18 protein-coding genes are annotated in these 20,976 nt (G+C 54.7%); 12 read left to right on the top strand and 6 right to left on the bottom strand.

What is annotated here, in order from left to right; all coding sequences use genetic code 11:
* Window positions 1-272 precede the first annotated feature (272 nt).
* Window positions 273-758, top strand: coding sequence for an RrF2 family transcriptional regulator (locus FHW16_RS23205; RefSeq protein WP_182551670.1), 486 nt, complete (start codon window positions 273-275; stop codon window positions 756-758).
* A gap of 27 nt (window positions 759-785) precedes the next feature.
* On the opposite strand, the gene FHW16_RS23200 is transcribed toward FHW16_RS23205, so the two are convergent.
* The 4 genes from FHW16_RS23200 to FHW16_RS23185 form a co-directional block, all read right to left on the bottom strand.
* A complete protein-coding gene (locus FHW16_RS23200) occupies window positions 786-2,288 on the bottom strand; it encodes a mechanosensitive ion channel family protein (RefSeq protein WP_182551669.1) in 1,503 nt (500 codons plus the stop codon).
* A gap of 96 nt (window positions 2,289-2,384) precedes the next feature.
* A complete protein-coding gene (locus tag FHW16_RS23195; RefSeq protein WP_182551668.1) occupies window positions 2,385-2,801 on the bottom strand; it encodes a cupin domain-containing protein in 417 nt (138 codons plus the stop codon).
* A 79-nt stretch (window positions 2,802-2,880) separates the two neighbouring features.
* On the bottom strand, window positions 2,881-3,636 hold the full coding sequence (locus tag FHW16_RS23190) for an SDR family oxidoreductase (RefSeq protein ID WP_182551667.1): 756 nt from the start codon (window positions 3,634-3,636) through the stop codon (window positions 2,881-2,883).
* A gap of 108 nt (window positions 3,637-3,744) precedes the next feature.
* Window positions 3,745-4,224 (bottom strand): carboxymuconolactone decarboxylase family protein, encoded by a 480-nt coding sequence (locus FHW16_RS23185; RefSeq protein ID WP_182551666.1) that lies wholly within the window; start codon window positions 4,222-4,224, stop codon window positions 3,745-3,747.
* Between the two features lie 251 nt (window positions 4,225-4,475).
* Between FHW16_RS23185 and FHW16_RS23180 the strand changes: the two genes are divergently transcribed.
* Both FHW16_RS23180 and FHW16_RS23175 read left to right on the top strand, forming a co-directional pair.
* On the top strand, window positions 4,476-5,390 hold the full coding sequence (locus FHW16_RS23180) for a LysR family transcriptional regulator (RefSeq protein WP_182551665.1): 915 nt from the start codon (window positions 4,476-4,478) through the stop codon (window positions 5,388-5,390).
* Between the two features lie 49 nt (window positions 5,391-5,439).
* The gene (locus tag FHW16_RS23175; RefSeq protein WP_182551664.1) at window positions 5,440-5,844 is read left to right on the top strand and encodes a LysR substrate-binding domain-containing protein; all 405 of its coding nucleotides are present in this window, start codon (window positions 5,440-5,442) and stop codon (window positions 5,842-5,844) included.
* 53 nt (window positions 5,845-5,897) lie between these two features.
* Here FHW16_RS23175 and FHW16_RS23170 read toward each other — a convergent pair whose 3' ends face one another.
* Window positions 5,898-6,272, bottom strand: coding sequence for a winged helix-turn-helix transcriptional regulator (locus tag FHW16_RS23170; protein ID WP_182551663.1), 375 nt, complete (start codon window positions 6,270-6,272; stop codon window positions 5,898-5,900).
* Window positions 6,273-6,319: 47 nt separating this feature from the next.
* Here FHW16_RS23170 and FHW16_RS23165 point away from each other — a divergent pair, with 47 nt between their 5' ends.
* Window positions 6,320-7,129 (top strand): SDR family NAD(P)-dependent oxidoreductase, encoded by an 810-nt coding sequence (locus FHW16_RS23165; protein WP_182551662.1) that lies wholly within the window; start codon window positions 6,320-6,322, stop codon window positions 7,127-7,129.
* A gap of 366 nt (window positions 7,130-7,495) precedes the next feature.
* On the opposite strand, the gene hisD is transcribed toward FHW16_RS23165, so the two are convergent.
* Complete coding sequence (hisD, locus tag FHW16_RS23160) at window positions 7,496-8,785, bottom strand: histidinol dehydrogenase (RefSeq protein ID WP_182551661.1); 1,290 nt, start codon at window positions 8,783-8,785, stop codon at window positions 7,496-7,498.
* 195 nt (window positions 8,786-8,980) lie between these two features.
* Here hisD and FHW16_RS23155 point away from each other — a divergent pair, with 195 nt between their 5' ends.
* The 8 genes from FHW16_RS23155 to FHW16_RS23120 all read left to right on the top strand — a co-directional run bounded on the left by FHW16_RS23155 (window position 8,981) and on the right by FHW16_RS23120 (window position 20,749).
* Window positions 8,981-9,529: a cupin domain-containing protein gene (locus tag FHW16_RS23155; protein ID WP_182551660.1), complete on the top strand. Its 549-nt coding sequence runs from the start codon at window positions 8,981-8,983 to the stop codon at window positions 9,527-9,529.
* Between the two features lie 97 nt (window positions 9,530-9,626).
* Window positions 9,627-10,667, top strand: a complete 1,041-nt coding sequence (locus FHW16_RS23150) for an ABC transporter substrate-binding protein (protein ID WP_182551659.1) — start codon at window positions 9,627-9,629, stop codon at window positions 10,665-10,667.
* A gap of 125 nt (window positions 10,668-10,792) precedes the next feature.
* Window positions 10,793-11,854: an ABC transporter ATP-binding protein gene (locus tag FHW16_RS23145; RefSeq protein WP_182551658.1), complete on the top strand. Its 1,062-nt coding sequence runs from the start codon at window positions 10,793-10,795 to the stop codon at window positions 11,852-11,854.
* A complete protein-coding gene (locus FHW16_RS23140; protein WP_182551657.1) occupies window positions 11,851-13,029 on the top strand; it encodes an ABC transporter permease in 1,179 nt (392 codons plus the stop codon). Before FHW16_RS23145 ends, FHW16_RS23140 begins: the two co-directional genes overlap by 4 nt.
* The gene (locus FHW16_RS23135; RefSeq protein ID WP_182551656.1) at window positions 13,026-13,820 is read left to right on the top strand and encodes an ABC transporter permease; all 795 of its coding nucleotides are present in this window, start codon (window positions 13,026-13,028) and stop codon (window positions 13,818-13,820) included. Before FHW16_RS23140 ends, FHW16_RS23135 begins: the two co-directional genes overlap by 4 nt.
* 620 nt (window positions 13,821-14,440) lie before the next feature.
* The gene (locus FHW16_RS23130) at window positions 14,441-15,226 is read left to right on the top strand and encodes an IclR family transcriptional regulator (RefSeq protein ID WP_182551655.1); all 786 of its coding nucleotides are present in this window, start codon (window positions 14,441-14,443) and stop codon (window positions 15,224-15,226) included.
* Complete coding sequence (locus tag FHW16_RS23125; RefSeq protein ID WP_182551654.1) at window positions 15,223-19,071, top strand: hydantoinase B/oxoprolinase family protein; 3,849 nt, start codon at window positions 15,223-15,225, stop codon at window positions 19,069-19,071. The genes FHW16_RS23130 and FHW16_RS23125 overlap by 4 nt, the downstream gene beginning before the upstream one ends.
* A 55-nt stretch (window positions 19,072-19,126) precedes the next feature.
* Window positions 19,127-20,749 carry an OPT/YSL family transporter gene (locus FHW16_RS23120; RefSeq protein ID WP_182551653.1) on the top strand — a complete coding sequence of 541 codons (1,623 nt, stop codon included), beginning with the start codon at window positions 19,127-19,129 and terminating at the stop codon, window positions 20,747-20,749.
* Window positions 20,750-20,976 lie beyond the last annotated feature (227 nt).

Genomic DNA, 20,976 nt, shown 5'->3' with positions numbered 1-20,976 from the left:
AAAATCCGTATTCCAAATCTCGTCGGAATCAACGAGAAGGTTGCGCAGCGACGTTTCTACTTTGCAGGAACAGGACATTTTTGCCGCTATATGGAGATGTCAACGAACGGATTTCAAGTAGCTTGGCATTCTACCATCCCGCACGACTGGAGACCATAATACTGTTGACAACAATATCCGCTGATTTACAAACGCCCCATTTAAGGATACTTTATATCCTTAAATAACTGCAACCCGTAACGGCGGCATTCTCGCGCGTCGCGGAATTACACATGATTTTGAAGAGCCAGGTTGAATGGGTTTTGCATTGCTGCGCTATTCTGGCAGGACTTCCTGAGAACCGCTACCTGTCGACCAAGGCACTGGCAGAATTTCACGGCGTCCCGAAAGAATATTTATCGAAGGCACTGCAAAGCCTGTCGCAGGCCTCGATCGTTGTAACGACATTGGGTCCAAGCGGTGGCTATCGCCTCGCAAAAGTTCCCTCCGAAATTACATTTCTCGAAATCGTCGAAGCAGTCGAGGGCAAAGCGTCAACTTTTGTTTGCAGCAATATCAGGACGAACAACCCGTGCCGCCCGGCTGATTACTGCGAAACCAAACCCTGTGCCGTTGCCCGGATCATGTGGGAGGCTGACGAGGCATGGCGAGCAAAGCTGCGCAGCGTAAAGCTGTCCGATCTGGTCGATACTCTCTCAAAGGAAATTCCGGCCGACCTTTGGAAAAGCAGCTTTGAATGGGTATTGCAGCGCACCTGACAATCCAGATGCCGTCTTGTTGAAACGCTAGCCGCGAAAGATCGTTCGTATGGATTTCAGAAGTGCCATGACCGAACGTTCCTGTCGCTCATCCGGTGCCTTGTCGTTTATCCCCGAAGCTGCCCGCCTTGACAATATGAATGCGAGATCCTCTGTCAAGGCCGGCCGGTCGAGCAACAAGGGTGCAAAGCTCTGCTGGTTGATTTCATAGACGACGACATGGGTCAGAGCCTGCAAGGTCGATGCTTCGCCCATTCCAGCCAGCAATCCCGTTTCGCCAAAGAAATCACCCGGAGCAAGCCGGCCGACTTCTTCATTGGCGCCGTTCTCGCGCAGCATGACAACTACACCAGCCCTGATAATCATGAGGGAGGACATCATTTCGCCCTGGCGAACAATGGCTTCATCTTTTCGATAGGAACGGACCGTGGTCGTTGCGGCCAGCACCTCTCGTTCTTCATCGGTCAGAGTTGTGAATATGGGCACCGCGTTGATAAGGTCGATGGGCGTAACCTGAGGCGGCCTCGCGGCCTCCTCCGACTGCAGGTCCGTGACGGCAAATATGGATGATGCAGGCTTTGCCAAAAGCAGACCAGCCGACTTGCAATGGCGATAGACAAGGTCCAGCACCTCATTCCTGGCCTGTACCCTTTCGGCCACATGCGCCACCTGAAAGATCAGTTCTATTTCCAATGCTTCGGCGTTAAGTGACTTCAGGGCGACCACGGGTGGCGTCTGTTTCAAAATGGTGTTGCAGCTCGTCAGAGCCGTTCGCATCACTTCCAGGATAACTGCAGGCATTCTTGTCGGCGCCAAACGCACGGTCAGTATAATCCCATGTGTTTCATCCGGACTGCTGACATTGGTCAGGCCAAGTTTGGCAAGAAGGCTGTTTGGCAAAACCACGACATTGTGCATTCCGGTCAACAGATGCGTGGAGCGCCAGTTGCTCTCCACAACCCTGCCCTCGGTGCCATCACTCAGCACAATCCAGTCGCCCAGAACATAGGGGCGACCCAAATTGAGTGCGATGCCCGAAAAAGCATCGCTGAGCGTGTTCTGAAGAGCAAGCCCAAGAATGATGGCGAATACACCGGAGGTTGCTATCAGCGTTCCGACAGGAACCCCGAAGACAAAGGCGGCAATGGACAACGTCAGTCCAAGATAGACAGCCCCAACGACGATATCCTGAAGCAGGCGGGCTTCTCTTGGTGTTTGTTCAAAGACAAGATAGATGCGTACAAATCCGATCAACGCCCAGGCAAGATGGACCCACCAGATCGCTTTGACTGAACCGATCAGAATGGCACCGGATGATACAGTCGAGCTATTTTCGAGCACATAGGGAATAACGTTCTGGCCCGGAAGCATGGCTGACAATGCGATGAAAAAGACAATCTGCACAACAAGTCTGAGATTGGCCAAAGACTTTGGAATAGCGCGCCAGACCGCCATGCCAAGAATTCCGACCAGATCGATGTAGACAAGCGGAGATGCGGACGCGATTGCCGTGGAAAGTAGATGGAGCATAGTCTCCAGGCCCTGTATTGATCTTCCGGAGTATGGAAGCGGCCCGTCTCTTCAAAGCCGTGAGCCGGGCCGCTTCAACCAGAGAAAACGCCGATTTTACTTCTTGATCGGCGTCGTCAGATCTTTCTCATCGGTATTGACGACAAACACGGCCAGAAGCCGGGCCGGTTTTGTTTTGCTGGCATTGGCACTGACGCTGTGGCGGTCGCCCGGCATCTCGGAAAAATTCTCGCCGGCACGATATACCTTGGCCGGGTCATCGTTGACCTGACTGCGAATGGCGCCCTCCAGCACAGTGGCGTAAATGAATGCCGAATTCGGATGCATGTGAGCCGCAGACCGGCCACCTGGCGCATACTCGACCAGGATCCCTTTGATACTCTTGCCGGGCACATTGGGAAGTTCGTGCTCATAAACCAGAGTGACTTTTGCATCATTGCCGGCAGCTTGAGCACCGGCCACGGAAGCGGTCAGAAATACGAAGGCTAATGCAGGGAGGGAATGTCTAAACATGTTTGATCTCCAATAGTTTGGATTTGAGAAGTGTGGCCGCCCTTTCGGCCGCCACTGGAACGTCGGAATGCGTGGGAATTCACTTCGGGTGTGATGTGGTTTTGAACCATTCGTCAAAGCCGATCGATCCGAGACGCGCTTTGCCAACCGGCACCAATGACTGGTCGTTCAATTCCGCCCCAAAATATTTTGCATGGACATCCGCCTCGATCGTACGGGTATCGTTCATGGCGTTCAGATAGCGCCCGACCAGTTCATGCAGCCGCACGCGCTCCGGTCCGGCAATCTCAATCGTGCCGTTTGCCGGTTCCGCAAGGGCCACAGCAGCCATTGCGTCGGCCACATCATCGGACGCGATGGGCTGAACATAAGCCGGCGAAAGATGAACCGTCTGGCCGACGGTTCCCGATTGCGCGATTCCGCTCAGAAATTCAAAGAACTGCGTTGAATGAACAATGGTGTAGGGGATTCCGGAGCTTTTGATCAGTTGCTCCTGTGCCAGCTTTGCGCGGAAGTAGCCGCTGTCCTGCAGACGCTCTGTGCCGACTACCGACAGCGCAATATGATGCTTCACACCCGCAACTGCCCCGGCAGCAAGAAGGTTTCGCCCGGAAGTCTGGAAGAATTCGAGGACAGCCTCGTCTTCAAAGGATGGGGAGTTGGCAAGGTCAAGAACGATCTGTGCACCCTTGAGGGCCTCCGCCAGACCTTCGCCGGTGATTGTGTTTACGCCCGAATTGGGAGACGCTGCCATGACCTCATGACCCTTCTTGCGCAAGCGTTCGACGGTTTTGGAGCCAATCAGCCCCGTACCGCCAATGACAACGATTTTCATGACGTGTTTCCTTTCACGGTCCTTGCTGAACCAGGTTTGTTGAATGTTTTTGTGAGCGATTGAAGCGGATGGCACAGGTCAATCATCACCGGCCTTGACGTTCAATTTCTAGCTGAGGCGAGCCTTGTCGAGACCGAAGGCCTTGTCGGCGGAACCAGGAACCGTCCTGAACGCAATATTTGCACGGTTCCACGCATTGATCTCCATGACGCTGAACGTGAGATCAGACAATTCCTTTTCCGAAAACTGCCCACGCACACGCTCGTAAATGTCATCAGGAACACCCTGCTCGGGAATTCTCGTTAAAATTTCGGTCCATGCCAACGCAGCGCGCTCGCGCGGGACGAACAATGTCGACTCCCGCCAGATCGCAACATGGTAGAGACGAAGTTCGGTTTCGCCGTGTATCTTGGCTTGCTTGACATGCATGTCGAGACAAAACCCGCAGCCATTCATTTGGGAAGCGCGGATATGGACAAGATGCAGGATTGTTTCATCGGTCACGCTGTTCTTGAGCGCCATGCTGAAATCCATGAACTTCGTCGTAAACTCAGGTGAGTGATGAGTGTAATTCAGACGCGCCGTCATCGCGTATTTCTCCTTTACGTTATTAAGGATGTATAATATCCTTAAGGACACTAAATATCCGAATTAGAGAAATGTAAATCAGCCCTACGGTCCAGCAAGTTGCAGCATGCAGGGTCTCTCAGAGGCAGTATCTACATAACCACCTGATTTGGCGTCATTTTTTTGGATAGAACATTGTGTGGCGGCATCGACATGCATAACACTTATGCCCGAATGTATGAGGCTGTTCCTGGTTATAGCGGGGGAATAAGATGGACATGATTTCTGCTCTGCAGACTTTTCTGCGTGTGGCCGAGACCGGATCTTTCTCGGTAGCCGCCAGTGAACGTCACCTGACGCAACCTGCCGTTTCGCGAAAGATCACAGCACTTGAACAGCATTTCGACACACGTCTGCTGCACCGCACCACGAGCGGGGTGGCGCTCACTGTTGAGGGTGAAAGGCTTGTTCCCTTAGCACTTCGTATAATCGACTTGTTCGATGAATTGGGAGACTCTGTCGGGACTGCCAGTACGCACGCCTCTGGCCATGTCCGTATCAGCGTTCCCACACCACTTGGTCTTTATCTGAGCGAACGGATCGGAGATCTTCTGGGTTCACACCCAGATCTTTCTCTAGACCTGATTTTCAACGAAGGTACGTCTGATCTCATCAGCGAGCGTCTGGATCTGGAGGTCCGCCTTGGAACACCGGCCGACAGCAGTCTGATTTGCCGGCGCATCGGCTGGACCACTGCTTTTCTGGTGGCCTCCCCATCTTATGTGGCGCACCGTTCACCCCTGCAAAAGCTTTCCGACATCCATGGTCACGATTGTATCTCCTATGGCAGGGTCGGAGACGGATATGTTTGGCACTTCTCGACCGGAGCAGAAGACGTCTGCATGAACATTGCACCTAAAATGTTGGCGAACAACGCACTGGGGGTCCATCGAGCTGCAGTGGCCGGTGCCGGTCTGGCCGTTCTGTCACACATTATCGCAGCGCCGGATATTACAGCTGGCAGGCTCGTCAATCTCCTGCCCGCCTATCCGCCGACCCGTTTTCCAATCTATGTGGTCTACCCGTCGAGGCGTAATATCCCTTTGCGCGTTCGAACCGTGCTCGACTTCCTAACAGCGGCCGTTCGGGAGGACCCGTTAATGAATGGCGTGAGTACCGTCGATTAAGATCCCATCAGTTTTCGCTTTCGCCCCGTCGCCAGTACGAGACAACAAGATGTGTTCAAACGTTACGACTCGCATCCAGCAACTTGAGGCGGAGATTGGCGTACCGTTGTTTCTACACAACAAGAAACGCATGACGCTTACCACGCAAGACGAGTCCTATCTCGACTACGTGGACAGAATTCTCAAAACGTTCAAGGAGCGTTTCCTGGTCCAGGAGGTTAACTCCTGTCATGCAATGTACGCCTGCACGGCGGCGGGGTCTTGCTTCAGCATTATGCCGCGCAGCGTGGTTGAACTGATGCGTGGAGCCACAGCGGTCGAAGAAAAGCCGCTGATGACAGTCGATACATATCTGGCTTGCCGTCCCGGCTTTGCAACTCCGGCTTTTGAGGCTTTCAGGGATACGCTTGTCCAGTTTTCGAATATCAGGGACGGCAGTGATGCAACGAACTGAAAAGAGGCGTGCCTATGACTGGCCCGACATCGTCGGGAAGGCTGCTGTGTTTTCTAGGTCGGGTGACGCACTGAAAACGTCCTCGCTGCCATGAGCACAGGCATAAGCCCTCGCCCCCTTTCGGTAAGCTGATATTCGACGCGCGGCGGCTGCTCGCCGTAGTCTCGCCTCTCGATCAGACAATCATTCTCCAGTTCGCGCAGGTGTTGTGTGAGCATCTTCTGCGAAACACCCGGCATGTCCCTTTTCAACTGCAAGGTCCTCAATGATGGTGCTGCATAAAGACGGAACAAGATTGGCAGCTTCCAACGTCCGCTGATCATCCGAAGCATTCTGGTGACGTGCGCGACAGAACCATTCGGACCAAGGCAGGCTGACCGCTCCTCGTGTTCTATGGGTACTATTAAGTGCGTACTTGTCTCGGTCATCTTTCCATCCATTGTGTGGGCCTTGGACTCAAGATAGGTGCTGGGCAATGGATTTGAAACTGGACGGAAAAGTCGCGCTCGTTACCGGGAGCAGCAAAGGCATAGGGGAGGCGATAGCCAGAGGGCTCGCTCGTGAGAAAGTGATCGTCGTCGTCCATGGACGTGACAGAAGCCAGACCGAGCGGGTCGCTCGCACCATCTGCGAGCAAGGAGGGCACGCGTATGCCGTCGTTGGAGACCTCACTGTTGACGATGAAGTGCAGTGTCTGGTCGAGGAGGCACAGTCTCTCGCCGGCCCGATAGACATCCTGGTTAACAATGCCGGTGGTTCAGGCGATACGGAAGACTGGACAAACAGTCGTGCAGCTTCCTGGGCCTCGGCCTACGACCGAAACGTCCTTGCCGCTGTGAGGGTCACTACCCGGCTGCTACCCAGGATGCAGGCAGCCAAGTGGGGCCGTGTCGTGAACATTTCGAGCCTGGCCGGTTTGATGCCTCCGGCCGCCAGACCCGACTACTCGGCCTGCAAGGCTGCGATGAACGCCATGACAGCGTCGATGGCCAAGGCGGTCGCGGCCGATGGCGTGACAGTCAATACGATTTCGCCCGGCACGATACACAGCGCCAGGCTGGATACCCGGTTTCGCGAGGTTGCTGTAGAGCGCGGGCTTGCACAAGACTCTCCATGGGAACTGATCGAGCAGGCAGTACTGCCTATATTCGCCCAGGTACCCGTCGGTCGCGTTGGAACATTGGAAGAGATAGCCGATGCCATCTCATTCCTCGTAAGTCCCAGAGCCGGGTACATAACCGGAGTCAATCTCAGGCTCGACGGCGGGATGCTGCCGACTGTCTAGCTCATCGCGTTCCAATAAGGTGGTGCTTGCCTTACAAAAGCGCGACCTTTTCTGGCCGAACTACAAAGACGACACTCTCCAATCCCATCTCGGGTCGGCGGAGGTCAGAGCAGACAGGGAATTTGCACGCTCCCCATGATCGCTTCCTGCTTTCCTTCGACTCGACCGCCTCGAGATCGCCGTTATCTCCTCCATAGCGCAGGCCGAGCGGAAACCGATGATAGAGCGAGACAGCCCGAGCAATGATCCGGGGCGGGAGATGATAATTTTTGCAATCGGTGATGGTTCATTCCCATGATCATCATCGATTGTTCCTTAAGTCAAAACAAGTGACATCCCCGCGCCGGCCGTTGAGCCTGCAAAAACTTATGCGGATTGATCATGCAGGCGCATGGCTGCCGCCCTCCTGTGTCCTTCCATACCCTCGGTGTGACTTTGTCTGATAGCTGAAGGCGCTACTGCAGCCACACCTCGTTGGTCGAGCCATTGATGTGTGCAGATCTTCACATATGAACCCACCCAGAGGCCCCCCGTATAACGGCCGGCAGCCATTGTCGGCAGCGTATGGTTCGTGCCGCAACACTTGTCCGAGTAGACGACACTTGCAAGTTCGCCGATGAAAAGGGATCCGTAGTTCCGCAATTTCTGCGCTGTGGCCTGCGCGTCTCGGGTGTGCACTTCAAGATGCTCGGCCGCAATGAAATCCGAATAGGCGATCATGGTTTCCTCATCGTCACAAACGACAATCTCGCCATAATCGCGCCAGGCCACGCCTGCAACGTCGGCTGTAGGCAAGGTTGCGAGCTGGCGTTCGATCTCCTTCAGTACCGTTTCTGCCAATGCGATATCGGTTGTTATCAGACCTACGCGGGTACGCACGTCATGTTCAGCCTGGGCAAGCAGATCGGTGGCTATCATCCGGGCATTGCCCGTTTCATCGGCGATAACGAAAATCTCACTGGGTCCGGCCAGTTGATCAATACCGACCTGGCCGAACACTTGCCGCTTTGCTTCGTTTACATAAGCGTTGCCTGGTCCGACGATCTTGTCCACTGCCGGAACGCTTTCCGTGCCAAAGGCCATGGCCGCGATCGCCTGGGCTCCGCCTATCCTGAAGATGCGATCTGCGCCTGAAAGGTGACATCCGGCAATCATCGCCGGATGAGCATTGGGCGGCAGACACGCTACAACTTGATCACATCCTGCAACCTTCGCTGGCACGATCGTCATGACGGGTGCGGACAGGATGGGATAGCGGCCTCCCGGCACATAGGCGCCGACAGTCTCTATAGGGATGACTCGATGCCCAAGATGAAGACCAGGAAGCGCGTCAAATTCCAGCGGCAGAATCGTCGCCAATTGCGCTTTGGCAAAAGCCGTCACACGTTCAATAGCGAATTCGGTGTCTTTCCTTGTTTGTGGATCCAGATTTGCCACAGCATCGCGACGCTGTTGCAAGGTAACCTCAAAAACCGCGAGATTCGATTTGTCAAAGGTTGCCGCATATGTCCGAACCGCCGCGTCGCCGTTGCTTCGCACATTCGCAATGATGTCTTTCACCGTGGTTTCGATCAGCGCCGTATCCCCTGAAGTCTCAAGTGCGGCACTCTTGAGATAGGTTATTTTACCCTTAAAGTCTTCCAGACGGCGTGCCATGCAGATCTCTCTTGATGTGGGAGCAATGATAATTTCCCGCACAATCAGACAGGTCGGCCCCGCTTGCAATTGCCCGGAGCGTATACGTCTAGTATTCTCACCAGCACATAAACATGCTTGTGATCCGTATCTTGTCCCAGCGCAGAATTATCGACGCGGCGAAGGAACAGATACTCAACTTTGTGACGGGAACCCATGCCAAAAATTGGTACAAAACTAAGAGAACTGCGGCGCCGGCGTGATCTTGGTGTGCGCGAGCTTGCAGTAAGATCGGGTATTTCTCATTCTACGATTTCTTTGATCGAGAGGGACAAAATGAGCCCTTCTATAGATACTCTCGGGGCGGTTCTGGATGCTCTTGGCACAACGTTGCCGGGCTTCTTCAGCGATTTGCAGTCAAGCCTTCCATACACCCCCTTTTACAGGCAGGAAGATCTGGTGGAAATTGGCAAGGCAGACGCTATTTCCTATCGCGTCGTGGGGTTCAACTATCCAAACAGACAATTGTTGATGCTTCACGAAACATATGCAGTGGGCGCTGACACCGGGGAAGCATTCGCGCATGCAGCACAGGAAGCGGGGATGGTTATTCGCGGTGCCGTTGAAGTTTCGGTGGGAGATCAGACAAAGATATTGCAGGAGGGCGATGGCTATTACTTCGACAGCAGGCTTCCGCATCGTTTCCGGAATGTGCATGATGAGAAAAGCGAGATTCTGAGTGCCATAACGCCTCCCACCTACTGAGGTATGGTGATTATAATCACCGGCCTGATGCTGGATGCTTTCAATCAGCTCAAACTATGATTTGCTAGACTCAGTTATAAAAAAAAGGGGAATAACAATGAAAATCTCAAAGGCAGTATTGTTTGCATGCTCTCTTCTCGCGATCAACGTCACGGCGGTTGAGGCTCGGGATCTTACAGTTGTGTCTTGGGGCGGCAATTACCAGGACGCCCAGCGCAAGATCTATTTCGAGCCATTCGCGAAGGAGTCTGGAAAGCCATTGCTGGATGAAAGCTGGGATGGCGGGTACGGCGTTCTGCAGGCCAAGGTCAAGGCCGGGGTACCGAACTGGGATGCTGTTCAGGTCGAGGCCGAAGAACTTGCGCTCGGCTGTGCAGACGGGATCTATGAAAAGATCGATTGGAACAAACTTGGAGGCAAAGACAAGTTTCTGCCCGACGCTGTTGGGGATTGCGGCGTAGGCGCAATCGTCTGGTCCACGGGCATTTCCTATGATGGTGACAAACTCAAACAAGCTCCGGCATCCTGGGCAGATTTCTGGGATACCGAAAAGTTTCCGGGCAAACGAGGACTGCGCAAGGGTGCAAAATACGCACTTGAATTCGCCTTGATGGCGGACGGCGTCGCTCCCAAGGAAGTATATACAGTCCTTGCCACTCCCGAAGGCGTTGATCGCGCATTCAAGAAACTGGATGCTCTCAAGCCCAATATCGTATGGTGGGAAGCAGGAGCTCAACCGCTGCAACTGCTCTCTTCCGGCGAGGTCGTGATGACCACTGCCTACAACGGCCGCATCAGCGGTCTGAACCGGACGGAAGGCAAGCATTTTGGTTTTGTGTTTCCTGGCAGCATCTATGCAATCGACAGTTGGGTCATTCTTAAAGACAGTCCGAACAAGGACGCCGCGATGGACTTTATCGCCTTTACAAGCAAGCCTGACAATCAAGCAAAACTGCCGGAGTTCATCGCCTACGGACTTCCCAACATTGAAGCGGGGAAGCTGGTGCCGGAAAAATTCCAGGCCGAACTGCCCACCGCACCTGACAATTTGAAGGGCGCGATTTCACTTGATATCGATTTCTGGACGGATAATTCCGAGGCGCTGACCCAACGCTTCAATGCTTGGCTCGCCCAGTAAGCCAGTGAGGGCAAGGGCGGGTGCCTCCACGCCCTTGCCGCAACTATGGCTCGATCAATATTGCGGCGGGACAGTATCCTGCGGCGCTTTATTGAATGAATGTCGCCAGCCAAGGTTTGTGAAAAATGGACAATTCCTTTATTCGCTTTGACGATGTAAGCAAATCCTTTGGAGCACTCAAAGTCGTCGAAGAGCTTAATCTTGATATCGGAAAGGGTGAGTTTGTCAGCCTTCTTGGACCTTCAGGGTCCGGCAAGACAACGATCCTGATGATGCTTGCCGGTTTCGAAAATCCCACGAGCGGGGCGATTTGGTCTGATAGAAAACGGATCGACAAGCTGCCACCCCATAAGCGCAACATGGGGGTCGTCTTTCAAAACTACGCCCTGTTTCCGCATATGACGGTGTCGGAAAATATCGCTTTCCCCCTGAAGATGCGAGGAACTTCGCGTGCCGACACTTCCGAACGTGTGAAGCGTGCACTCGACATGGTTCAACTTGGTGCGCTTGCAGAGCGCCGCCCTTCGCAGCTTTCAGGCGGCCAGCAGCAACGTGTGGCTTTGGCCCGGGCGTTGATATTCGAACCCGAAGTGGTGTTGATGGACGAGCCGCTGGGAGCCTTGGACAAGCAATTGCGCGAGCAGATGCAACTGGACATCCGGGACCTTCATAAGCGGCTTGGTCTAACGGTGGTTTTTGTAACACATGATCAAACCGAAGCGTTGACAATGTCGGACCGTATTGCGGTCTTCAATCACGGGAAGATCGAACAAATAGGTTCGCCTTCGGAAATCTACGATCACCCTTCCACTCGTTTCGTTGCCGAATTCATTGGCGAAACCAACCTTGTCGCAGGCTCGGTACACTCCATTGACGGCCATGAAGCAGTAATACGCCTTGAAAACAATGAGGTCATAAAAGTCGTCGCCAAAGACCGTCTCCGGTCAGGCAGCAAGGTTGTCTTTTCAATCAGGCCCGAACGGATCGGCCTGGGCGCCGGACCGGGGAACACACTCGAAACCAGAATTTCAGATGTCGTCTACTATGGAGATCACCTGCGGCTTCTGCTCTCGGGTGGCGGCCAATCCTTCGTTGTAAAGACAGACCGCAATCGATTGCCCCCTTCGGTTGGTGACAGTCTGACGGTCTCTTTCCTGCCGTCCGATTGCTGGGCAGTTGATGCATGAGCGTCTTGTTTCGCAAACAGATGGTCTCCCTCGCGTTGGTCGCGCCCCTGTTGCTGTTCCTGATCGTATTCTTCGCGTTTCCCCTTTTCACAATGATGAAATCGGCGGTGTCTGATCCAGTTGCAACCCAAGCCCTTCCGGCGAGCACAAATGCTCTGTCAGATTGGGATCGTTCCAGCTCACCCACGTCCGAGATGAGTGCTGCTTTTGTGGAAGATCTGCGGCAGATCAACGATGATCAGTTGTTCGGCGATCTTGTGCGACGGCTGAACAGTGCCAAGGCTGGCTTTCGGACGTTGATAACCAAGACGCGTACAGCAGTAAAAGCGACGGCGGGTCCGATCGATCTGACGGCCGTGGACAAGCGCTGGGCCGACAACAGCTATTGGCAGGTGATTGCCATTGCTACCTCCTCGACAATTACCGACCGCAATCTTCTCGCAGCAGTGGACCTTGAGAGAAACTCGTCAGGAGCGATCGACACAATACCCGCTGGAGCATCCGCCAACAGAACCATTCTGATCCGGACTTTCACCATGGCGTTAGCTGTTACAGCGGCGTGTATCCTGATTGGTTTTCCGTTTGCCATGATCGCCGCATCGGTCGAAGGGTGGCGGCGGCAGCTCCTGCTGGGTGCAGTTTTGTTGCCTCTGTGGACATCGTTGCTGGTGCGGACGGCAGCCTGGTTTATTCTTCTGCAGGATACCGGCCTGATCAATTCCACTTTGATGTTTCTGGGTTTGACGACGGAACCCGTCTCGCTGATTTTCAACCGCGTAGGCGTTGTGATTGCCATGACGCACGTGTTGTTGCCCTTTATGGTCCTGCCCATCTTCAGCGTGCTTGTTGGAATTCCGAAAACCCTGATGCCGGCAGCGGCCTCGTTGGGTGCGCATCCCGTGCGCGCCTTCCTCGCCGTGCTCCTGCCCCTGGCATTGCGTGGCGTGATTTCGGGTTCCCTTCTCGTGTTCATGAGTGCACTTGGCTATTACATCACACCAGCCTTGATCGGCGGCGCGAAGGATCAGATGATAAGTTCTGTTATCGCCTATTATGCGACAGGTGCAGCCAACTGGGGCATGGCCGGTGCCCTCGGATTGGTACTCCTGGTCGCCACGCTTCTGCTATACGTGGTGTATTTGAGGCTTTCCGCTGAAAGGGAGTTGAAGCCATGAACTTCCTGCGTGTTTCAAAAATTGTCTTTGGCTCGGTCGCAGTATTCTTCTTGCTTGCACCACTGTTCGCGATTTTGCCTTTGGCTTTCACAAATAGTGCGTTCCTTAATTATCCAATTCCCGGTTATTCCACGCGCTGGTTCGAGGAGCTTTTGACAGCCGAGGTTTGGCGGCGGTCAATTATAAACAGCCTTATCATCGGCTGCGGCACGACGCTCCTGGCGACAGTTCTTGGCACCCTTGGGGCGCTTGGCCTGCGCGGGACCCAACTCTCGCCGGTGTTCAGTTTCATCAAGACTGTGTTTCTGCTGCCAATGGTGGTTCCGGCAGTGGTGCTGGGCGTCGGCATGCAATTGATGTTTGCGCGCTATGGATTGGCCAATAGTTATCTCGGTGTGATCATCGCGCACACGGTTGTCGGTGTACCCTTCGTTGTCGTGAATGTCCTGACTGTATTACAGGGAAGCGACCGGCGCCTTGAACAAGCAGCAGCCAGTCTGGGCGCTGCTCCATACGTCGTACTTGGCAAGATAACCTTGCCGCTTGCTCTTCCAGGGATTGTATCGGGTGCTGTCTTTGCTTTTGCCACCTCGCTGGACGAGGTGGTTCTGACACTCTTCGTGGCCGGTCCGAACCAGCGGACACTGGCCAGGCAAATGTTTTCCACCATCCGCGAGAACATCAGTCCCGCAATTGCGGCAGCAGCATTTTTATTTATCGTCGGGACAACTCTTATTGCCATTGCCCTCAACCTCTCCGTGCGGGTATCGCAGCGTGGAAGCAGGCAATGAAATCCAGTGCCCTTCGTGAGGTGGTGGCAGATTTATCAGGCGCCACAGAGAATGTTCGACATCAAGGCCGAAAATGCTGGTTCTCCAGGAACATTCCCTTGTAAGCACTCTTTTGAGCGGCGCCATGAAATCTTGATCGCCTTCCAGATTCTACGGATCTGAATGGCGTATAAAAATGATTGTATTGGAGTACTCGGTGTTTCCACCACACTCCGTTCCGAGTTCAAGTTTGACAGATGATAACCGTGTTATGTGGCGGGGATACCGGCACATGCCCTTTGACGAAGCAGTCCTTTTGCCTTGGCTCCCGCTACCTTGTTCCCAGCGGCCGCGAGATTCTCTAAACACCTGATCATATTACGGATTTTATAGAACTACGGGTGGTAACAAACGCCCACTTCAGGGCACGAACGCGTCCTTCCGCCTGCGATTGTCAACTCCGCAGCACGAAAGATTGCCGCTGATCCCGACGCGATCCAATCGTCCATCTTCAAATTCAGAAGTACCCCCAACTGCAAGGGGCCAATCCAACACGCGATTGACACACGCGATTTCCCATGCAAAGTTTCATTTAATAAAACTCAGGTTCCATTTTATGGAACAAATAAGGGCGAACGGCAATGACCATTCTTTCGGCGGCAGTCGCAGTATTGCGTTGTTTTTCCACGACAAGGCCTGACGTAACTGTCACGGACCTTGTTTCCTTGCTGGGAATGCCAAAAAGCAATGCCTCCCGCCTGCTCCGCGCCATGCGTGACGAAGGCCTTCTCGAAACAGTGGGGGACACAAAGCGTTACCGCCCGTCTGTGTTGATTAATCAGGTCGGCCAAATGTATCGCTACGCCGCGTCTCTCATTGATCGTGCGGACACAGTGGTTGCGGGCGTTTCAGAAGATGTCGGGCATACAGGCTATATCAGCGTGCGCCGAGGAACAGAGGTCCTGGGCGTCACCGCCCATGCAGGCAAACATGCCCTGCGCGTGGTTACGACGATTGGTGACCGCCTCCCAGCATTTGCTTCGAGCACCGGACGCGCGTTGCTCGCGCGGCTAAGCGATGATGATGTCCGAGCGCTCTACGCCAATGGATTTACCCCGCCATCTGTCACCTCACCCCAGGATATCAGCGACCTGCTTGCCCGCCTCGCTTTCACCCGCGCGTCAGGATATGCCGAGTCACGCAACGAAGCAGTAAGCGGCGTACGCGCCATATCTGTTGCCGTCGGCGATCCGGCAACCGGTGATGAGGTCGCCCTGTGCATTTCGTTTCCAGATGCAATGGTCGCGCCGGAAGAACGTCTAGCCATCATACGTCGATTGAGAGAAGGCGCTGCAGAAATTGCAGCGCTGACCAATGACGCTCTTTTCAACACAGCAATACCTGTTATCGCGGAGGAAAATTCATGACAAACCGTTGGCGCATTGGCTTGGACATCGGAGGGACTTTCACCGACTTCATTCTCTACGACAGTCACAATGGATCCGTTCAGTTGCATAAACGTCTGACGACACCGCATGATCCTTCTGAGGCGGCATTGATCGGGCTCGGTGAACTGACTGAACAAGCAGGGATTGCGTTGGCCGATATCGGAGATATCGTCCACGGCACTACATTGGTAACAAACGCCATTATCGAGCGCAAAGGCGCTAAACTTGGCCTCATCACGACGCAGGGCTTTCGTGACATATTGGAGATGGGTACCGAACAGCGCTACGACATCTATGATCTGTTCCTTACCTTCCCCGAGCCTCTTGTTTCCCGCGACCTTCGTCTGGAGGTCCAGGAACGCATGGACCGCGATGGTCAGGTTGTTGAGAAACTTGACATTGCAGCGGTGCGGCAAGCTGCCTCGGTTCTTGCAGAAGCTGATTGTGAAGCAATCGCCATCTGCTTTCTCAACAGCTACCGCAACGCCGACCACGAGCAGGAAGCCGCACGGATCGTTCGTGAAACCTGCCCGCATATGACCGTTTCATTGTCGAGTGAGGTGGTTGCCGAAATCTGGGAATATCAGCGGTTTGTGACGACGGCGGCAAACGCATACGTACAGCCGCTCATGCGCCGTTATCTCGAGCGGCTTGAGCACGAGCTTGCGTTGCGTTCATTCACCGGATCACTCCGCCTGATGCACTCTGCTGGTGGTTTGGTGTCTCCGGAGACCGCCCGCCAGTTTCCGATCCGGTTGCTGGAAAGCGGACCTGCCGGCGGCGGATTGGCGACTGCTCTGTTTGGAAAGTTGGCCGGCCACAAGGATGTCATCTCCTTCGACATGGGAGGTACAACGGCAAAGGCCTGCATGATCGAGAACGGTCTTGCTGAAATTGCACCGATGCTGGAGGCAGGACGCGTCAACCGGTTTGCCAAAGGTTCTGGCTTGCCCATTAAAGCGCCTGTCATTGATATGATCGAAATTGGTGCAGGCGGCGGTTCGATCGCCGCTATCGATGAGGTTGGTCTGCTCAAGGTGGGCCCGCACTCTGCAGCGTCAGACCCGGGACCCGCATGCTACGGCATGGGGGGCAAGAAGCCGACAGTAACCGACGCTAACCTTGTGCTGGGTTACTACGATCCGAATTTCTTCCTTGGCGGACGCATGTCTCTCGACCTGGAAGCCGCACGCAATGCAATTGCTTCGATCGCAATACCGCTGGGTCTTTCGATCGAAGAGGCCGCCTGGGGCATACACAAGGTTGTTGTCGAAAGCATGGGGGCTGCAGCCCGCGTGCATCTTGTTGAAAAAGGCAAGGACCCGAGACATTACGCCATGGTTGGGTTTGGTGGCGCAGGCCCCGCGCATGCGGTTGACGTCGCCCGCGTGCTGGGCGTTCGTCAGGTGATCATTCCGCCGGCGTCCGGTGCTGCGTCCGCGCTCGGATTTCTGGCTGCACCCCTTTCCTTCGATATCGTTCGCTCCTTGCCCACGGAATTTTCAAAAGAGTTCGATGCACAGGGCGTTAATGTGCTGCTCATGGAACTCGAGGCGGAAGGGCGCAAACACCTTGTTGAAGCCGGGGTACAGCCGGCTGATATCACGGTTGAACGCACCGCCGACATGCGCCTCATAGGCCAGATGCATGACATCGCTGTGCCGCTTCCAGCAGGCAACATTGCCGCGTCAAGCCTCGATACCATTCGCGGCGCTTTCTCGAAGGCCTATTCAGCACGCTACACATCGGTATATGAAGACGCTCGGCTTGAGGCTATCAACTTCCGTGTCCACTGCGTTGGTCCCGTTCCGACATTGTCCTTGTCGGGGGCAGCAGGCGGGGGAGACAAACAGGCGAAGGTGAAGGGTACCCGCCAGGCTTGGTTTGAAAATGCCTGGAGCGAGGCAACCGTTTATGACCGTTATGCGCTGCGACCCGGCGATACGATCACCGGTCCAGCGATTATCGAAGAACGGGAGGCAACAACCATTGTTCCTCCAGGCGATACGGTGGCGATCGATGCGGTGCTCAACCTGCTGATCAATGTCAGCCAGGAAGGCACCGTTGATATCCGCATTACTGAGGATATGCCGCTGGCCGAAGCAGCACGACTGATCGAAGCCGATCCTATTTCACTTGAGATCATGTGGAGCCGTCTGGTTAACGTGGTTGAAGAAATGTGGCTGACCGTCTGCCGGACAGCGTTCTCGCTTGTTATCTCGGAAGCGCAGGATTTCGCGTGTGAACTGCTTGATCCAGACGGCGAAACCCTCGCTCATTCACCTCGCGCCATGCCGGTATTCAATCTCACATTGCCACTGGCTGTCAAAGCGTTGCTGGAGCGCTATCCGGCCGAAACGCTGAAGCCGGGAGATGTGCTGATTACCAACGATCCCTGGCTGTGTGCAGGCCACCTCTTCGATATTGCGGTGGTCACGCCGGTATTCCTTGGCGATCGCGTTGTCGGCCTTATGGGCACGGTTGGTCACGTTTCTGACATTGGTGGCACCAAGGACAGCCTGCGAGCACGCGAAATCTACGAAGAAGGCTTTCAGATTCCGCCGATGAAACTCTACGAGGCCGGCCGCATCAATGAAACCTTTGTGCGTCTGTTCAGCGAAAACGTGCGCAACGCGGAACAGGTACTGGGCGATTTGCACTCTTTTGTGGCAGCCAATGCGATTGGCGCCGAGCGCCTGCAGTCGTTCATGAACGACTACGGCATGCGCGATTTGCGAGCTCTGGCTTCCGTGGTGCAAAACCGTTCGGAAAAAGCAATGCGGGAAGCGATCACGGCACTTCCTGATGGCACTTATCATGGCAGCGTAACGAACAATCCGCTCGGCACGCCAATGACCTACCCATTGGCTCTGACCGTCAAAGGCGACACTATTCATCTCGACTTTGCCGGCGCGCCGCCACAGCTTGCCCAGGGTGGGCTGAACTGCACGCTCAATTACACCATGGCCCATGCCACTTATCCGCTGAAATGCATGCTGACGCCGAATGTGCGCGGCAATTCCGGCTGCTACCGGGCATTCACGCTCGACGTACCCAAAAGTTCGATCCTGAACTGTGACAAGCCTCTTGCAGTGAACCTGCGCACGCGCACCGGCTGGTATATCGCACCGAATATATTCAGGGCCCTGTCGGAAGCGGCACCGCAGCAGGTACAGGCCTTTACCGGTCTTCCGGTCGCAGCAAGCGTTTATGGCCGCGATAGTGCGGGTGAAACCTATTCCGATATGCTTTTTGTTGGCGGCGGACAGGGTGGCTCGGCACACGGAGATGGCAAATCAGGCCTTCTTTATCCAACCTCCGCAGCCAATACATCCATCGAGACGTTCGAAGCACGCGTTCCGGTTCTTGTCCTGGAGAAGACCTATCTTGCGGACTCCGGCGGCGCCGGCAAACACCGCGGTGGCCTCGGTCAACGGATCAAACTGCGTAAATTGTCGGACGATCATCTCACGACCCTGGTGTCAGTCTATCCCGAGGGGGTGAACAACCCGATCGCCGGTCTCTTCGGCGGGACGGCAGGTGGCGGTGCTTCGGGTCGCGTGCTCGACGAACATGGCCATATCACACGCGACGTTGGCACCGGAGAACTTGTCCAGATTAATAACCCTCACGAAATCGTTGAGCTGGTTCTCGCCGGTGGTGCGGGTTACGGCCCAACGTCGGAACGCTCGAAAGAGGCAATCGCCCGGGACATCACGCTTGGCCTTGTTTCGCCAGAAGCTGCAACGCGCGATTACGGCAAGCAACCGGAGAAAATGAACCAAAGTGCCGGGGAGATAACTGCCAAAGCACGCGTTGCCTGACAGGAACCATCATCACACACGTATGCCTATAAAAGCCAATAAGGGGAACTGAGGCATGAAAGAAGATTTGAATCCGGTGCCTCAGCGGCACCCAAGCCTGTTTGAGCCGGCAACGCTGGTGCTGATTGCAGTACTGTGCGTCTTCGGTTCGATTATCGGCATGCAGCTGCTCGTATCGCTCGGCGTTACGGCCAACACGTCACTCATCGGAGCGATGGCTGCGATGGCTTTGGCGCGCATACCGGTGAGCATTTTCATGCGCTACCGTTCGATCCACGTGCAGAATTTGGCACAAAGTGCGATCTCTTCTGCCACGTTCGGTGCATCCAACAGTCTGCTTCTGCCAATCGGCATTCCCTTTGTGCTGGGACGCCCCGACCTCGTCTTGCCGATGTTCGTGGGTGCTTTCATGGCGATGCTGCTCGATGCCTATATGCTGTATCGCTTATTTGACTCGAAACTTTTCCCCGCTGTCGGGGCATGGCCACCCGGCGTGGCTGCCGCCGAGGCGATCAAGGCCGGTGATCAGGGTGGACGCAAGGCCGTCCTGATGGGCATTGGCTTTGTTGTGGGGCTGATCGGCGCGTTCTTTAAAATACCGATGTCGGCATTCGGTGTGGCCTTCATCGGTAATATCTGGGCCCTGTCGCTGTTCGGCGTCGGTCTTCTCCTGCGGGCTTATTCCCCGCAGCTTTTCGGCAGTCCGATGTTTGCCGATATTATCCCCAAGGGCGACCTGATGGCAGCCTACATCCCGCATGGCTTTATGATCGGAGCAGGTATTGTTGCCCTCTTCCAGGTTGCACAACAAATGCTGAAGCGTGACGGGGATGATCACAACCCTCAACGCGCTGCCGGGACGACCAACGTTGAAGTCAAACGGGCTCTTCGCCTTGGCACTGTTCTTTATCTGGTGATTGCCTCCCTCATAGCCCTTATCGGAGGCCTGATGAATGAGATGTCGATGGGAATGTTGCTTCTGTTCATTCTCTATGCGGCTTTTGCGGCTTACGTGCATGAATTGATTGTCGGGCTGGCAGCAATGCATTCCGGCTGGTTTCCCGCCTTTGCCGTGGCACTTATCACCTTGATCATTGGTACCCTGATCGGATTCCCGAAATCGGCCCTTGCACTGCTGGTTGGCTTCTCCGCCGCAACCGGACCTGCATTTGCCGATATGGGTTATGATCTGAAGGCTGGCTACATCCTGCGTGGTAACGGCGCGGATCCCGCTTTTGAGCGAGAAGGCCGTCGTCAGCAGCTGTTTGCAGCAATGTTCGCATTCGTGATTGCCGGCATTGTCGTGTTGTTCTCCTATCAATCCTATTTCGATCAAAACCTGGTCGCTCCCGTCAACAAGGTCTATGCCGCAACGATCGAGGCAGGCGTTGCCCCCGGCGTTATCTGGTCACTCGCTATCTGGGCCATTCCGGGTGCACTTCTGCAATTCATCGGCGGAACCAAGCGCCAGATCGGCGTGCTGTTCGCCACCGGACTGCTCATCAACTTTGCAGCCGCGGGTTGGGCTGTCCTGGCGGGTATTCTGATACGTCTGATTTGGGAACGTTTGCGCGGGGCCAACAGCGATGGCGATATGGAAGTGTTTGCCGCCGGCACAATCGCCGGTGATTCAATCTTCAGCTTCTTCGACTCTACCATCAAAAGTTTGAGGCGCTGAATATCGCGTATCACATACCAGCCAGACCAAGTGAGGCACGAGCGGCGATACTTGCAGTAGCAGCTCCTGCCAGTCCAGCGGCTGGTTGCACATTTTTGTCGAGGAACATGATCAGATGTTGCAACCAGGTTGAAATATCATCGATGTACTCTTGGGGGTGAAGTCACATTATCCAAAATCGATTGCAACGATATTGGTGACCGCAAATTTCAGGCGAGTGTACTGGT

Origin of the sequence: Phyllobacterium myrsinacearum (genome assembly GCF_014138285.1) — a bacterium.
Taxonomy (GTDB): domain Bacteria; phylum Pseudomonadota; class Alphaproteobacteria; order Rhizobiales; family Rhizobiaceae; genus Phyllobacterium; species Phyllobacterium myrsinacearum_A.
This window is presented reverse-complemented; position numbering and strand designations above follow the sequence as displayed.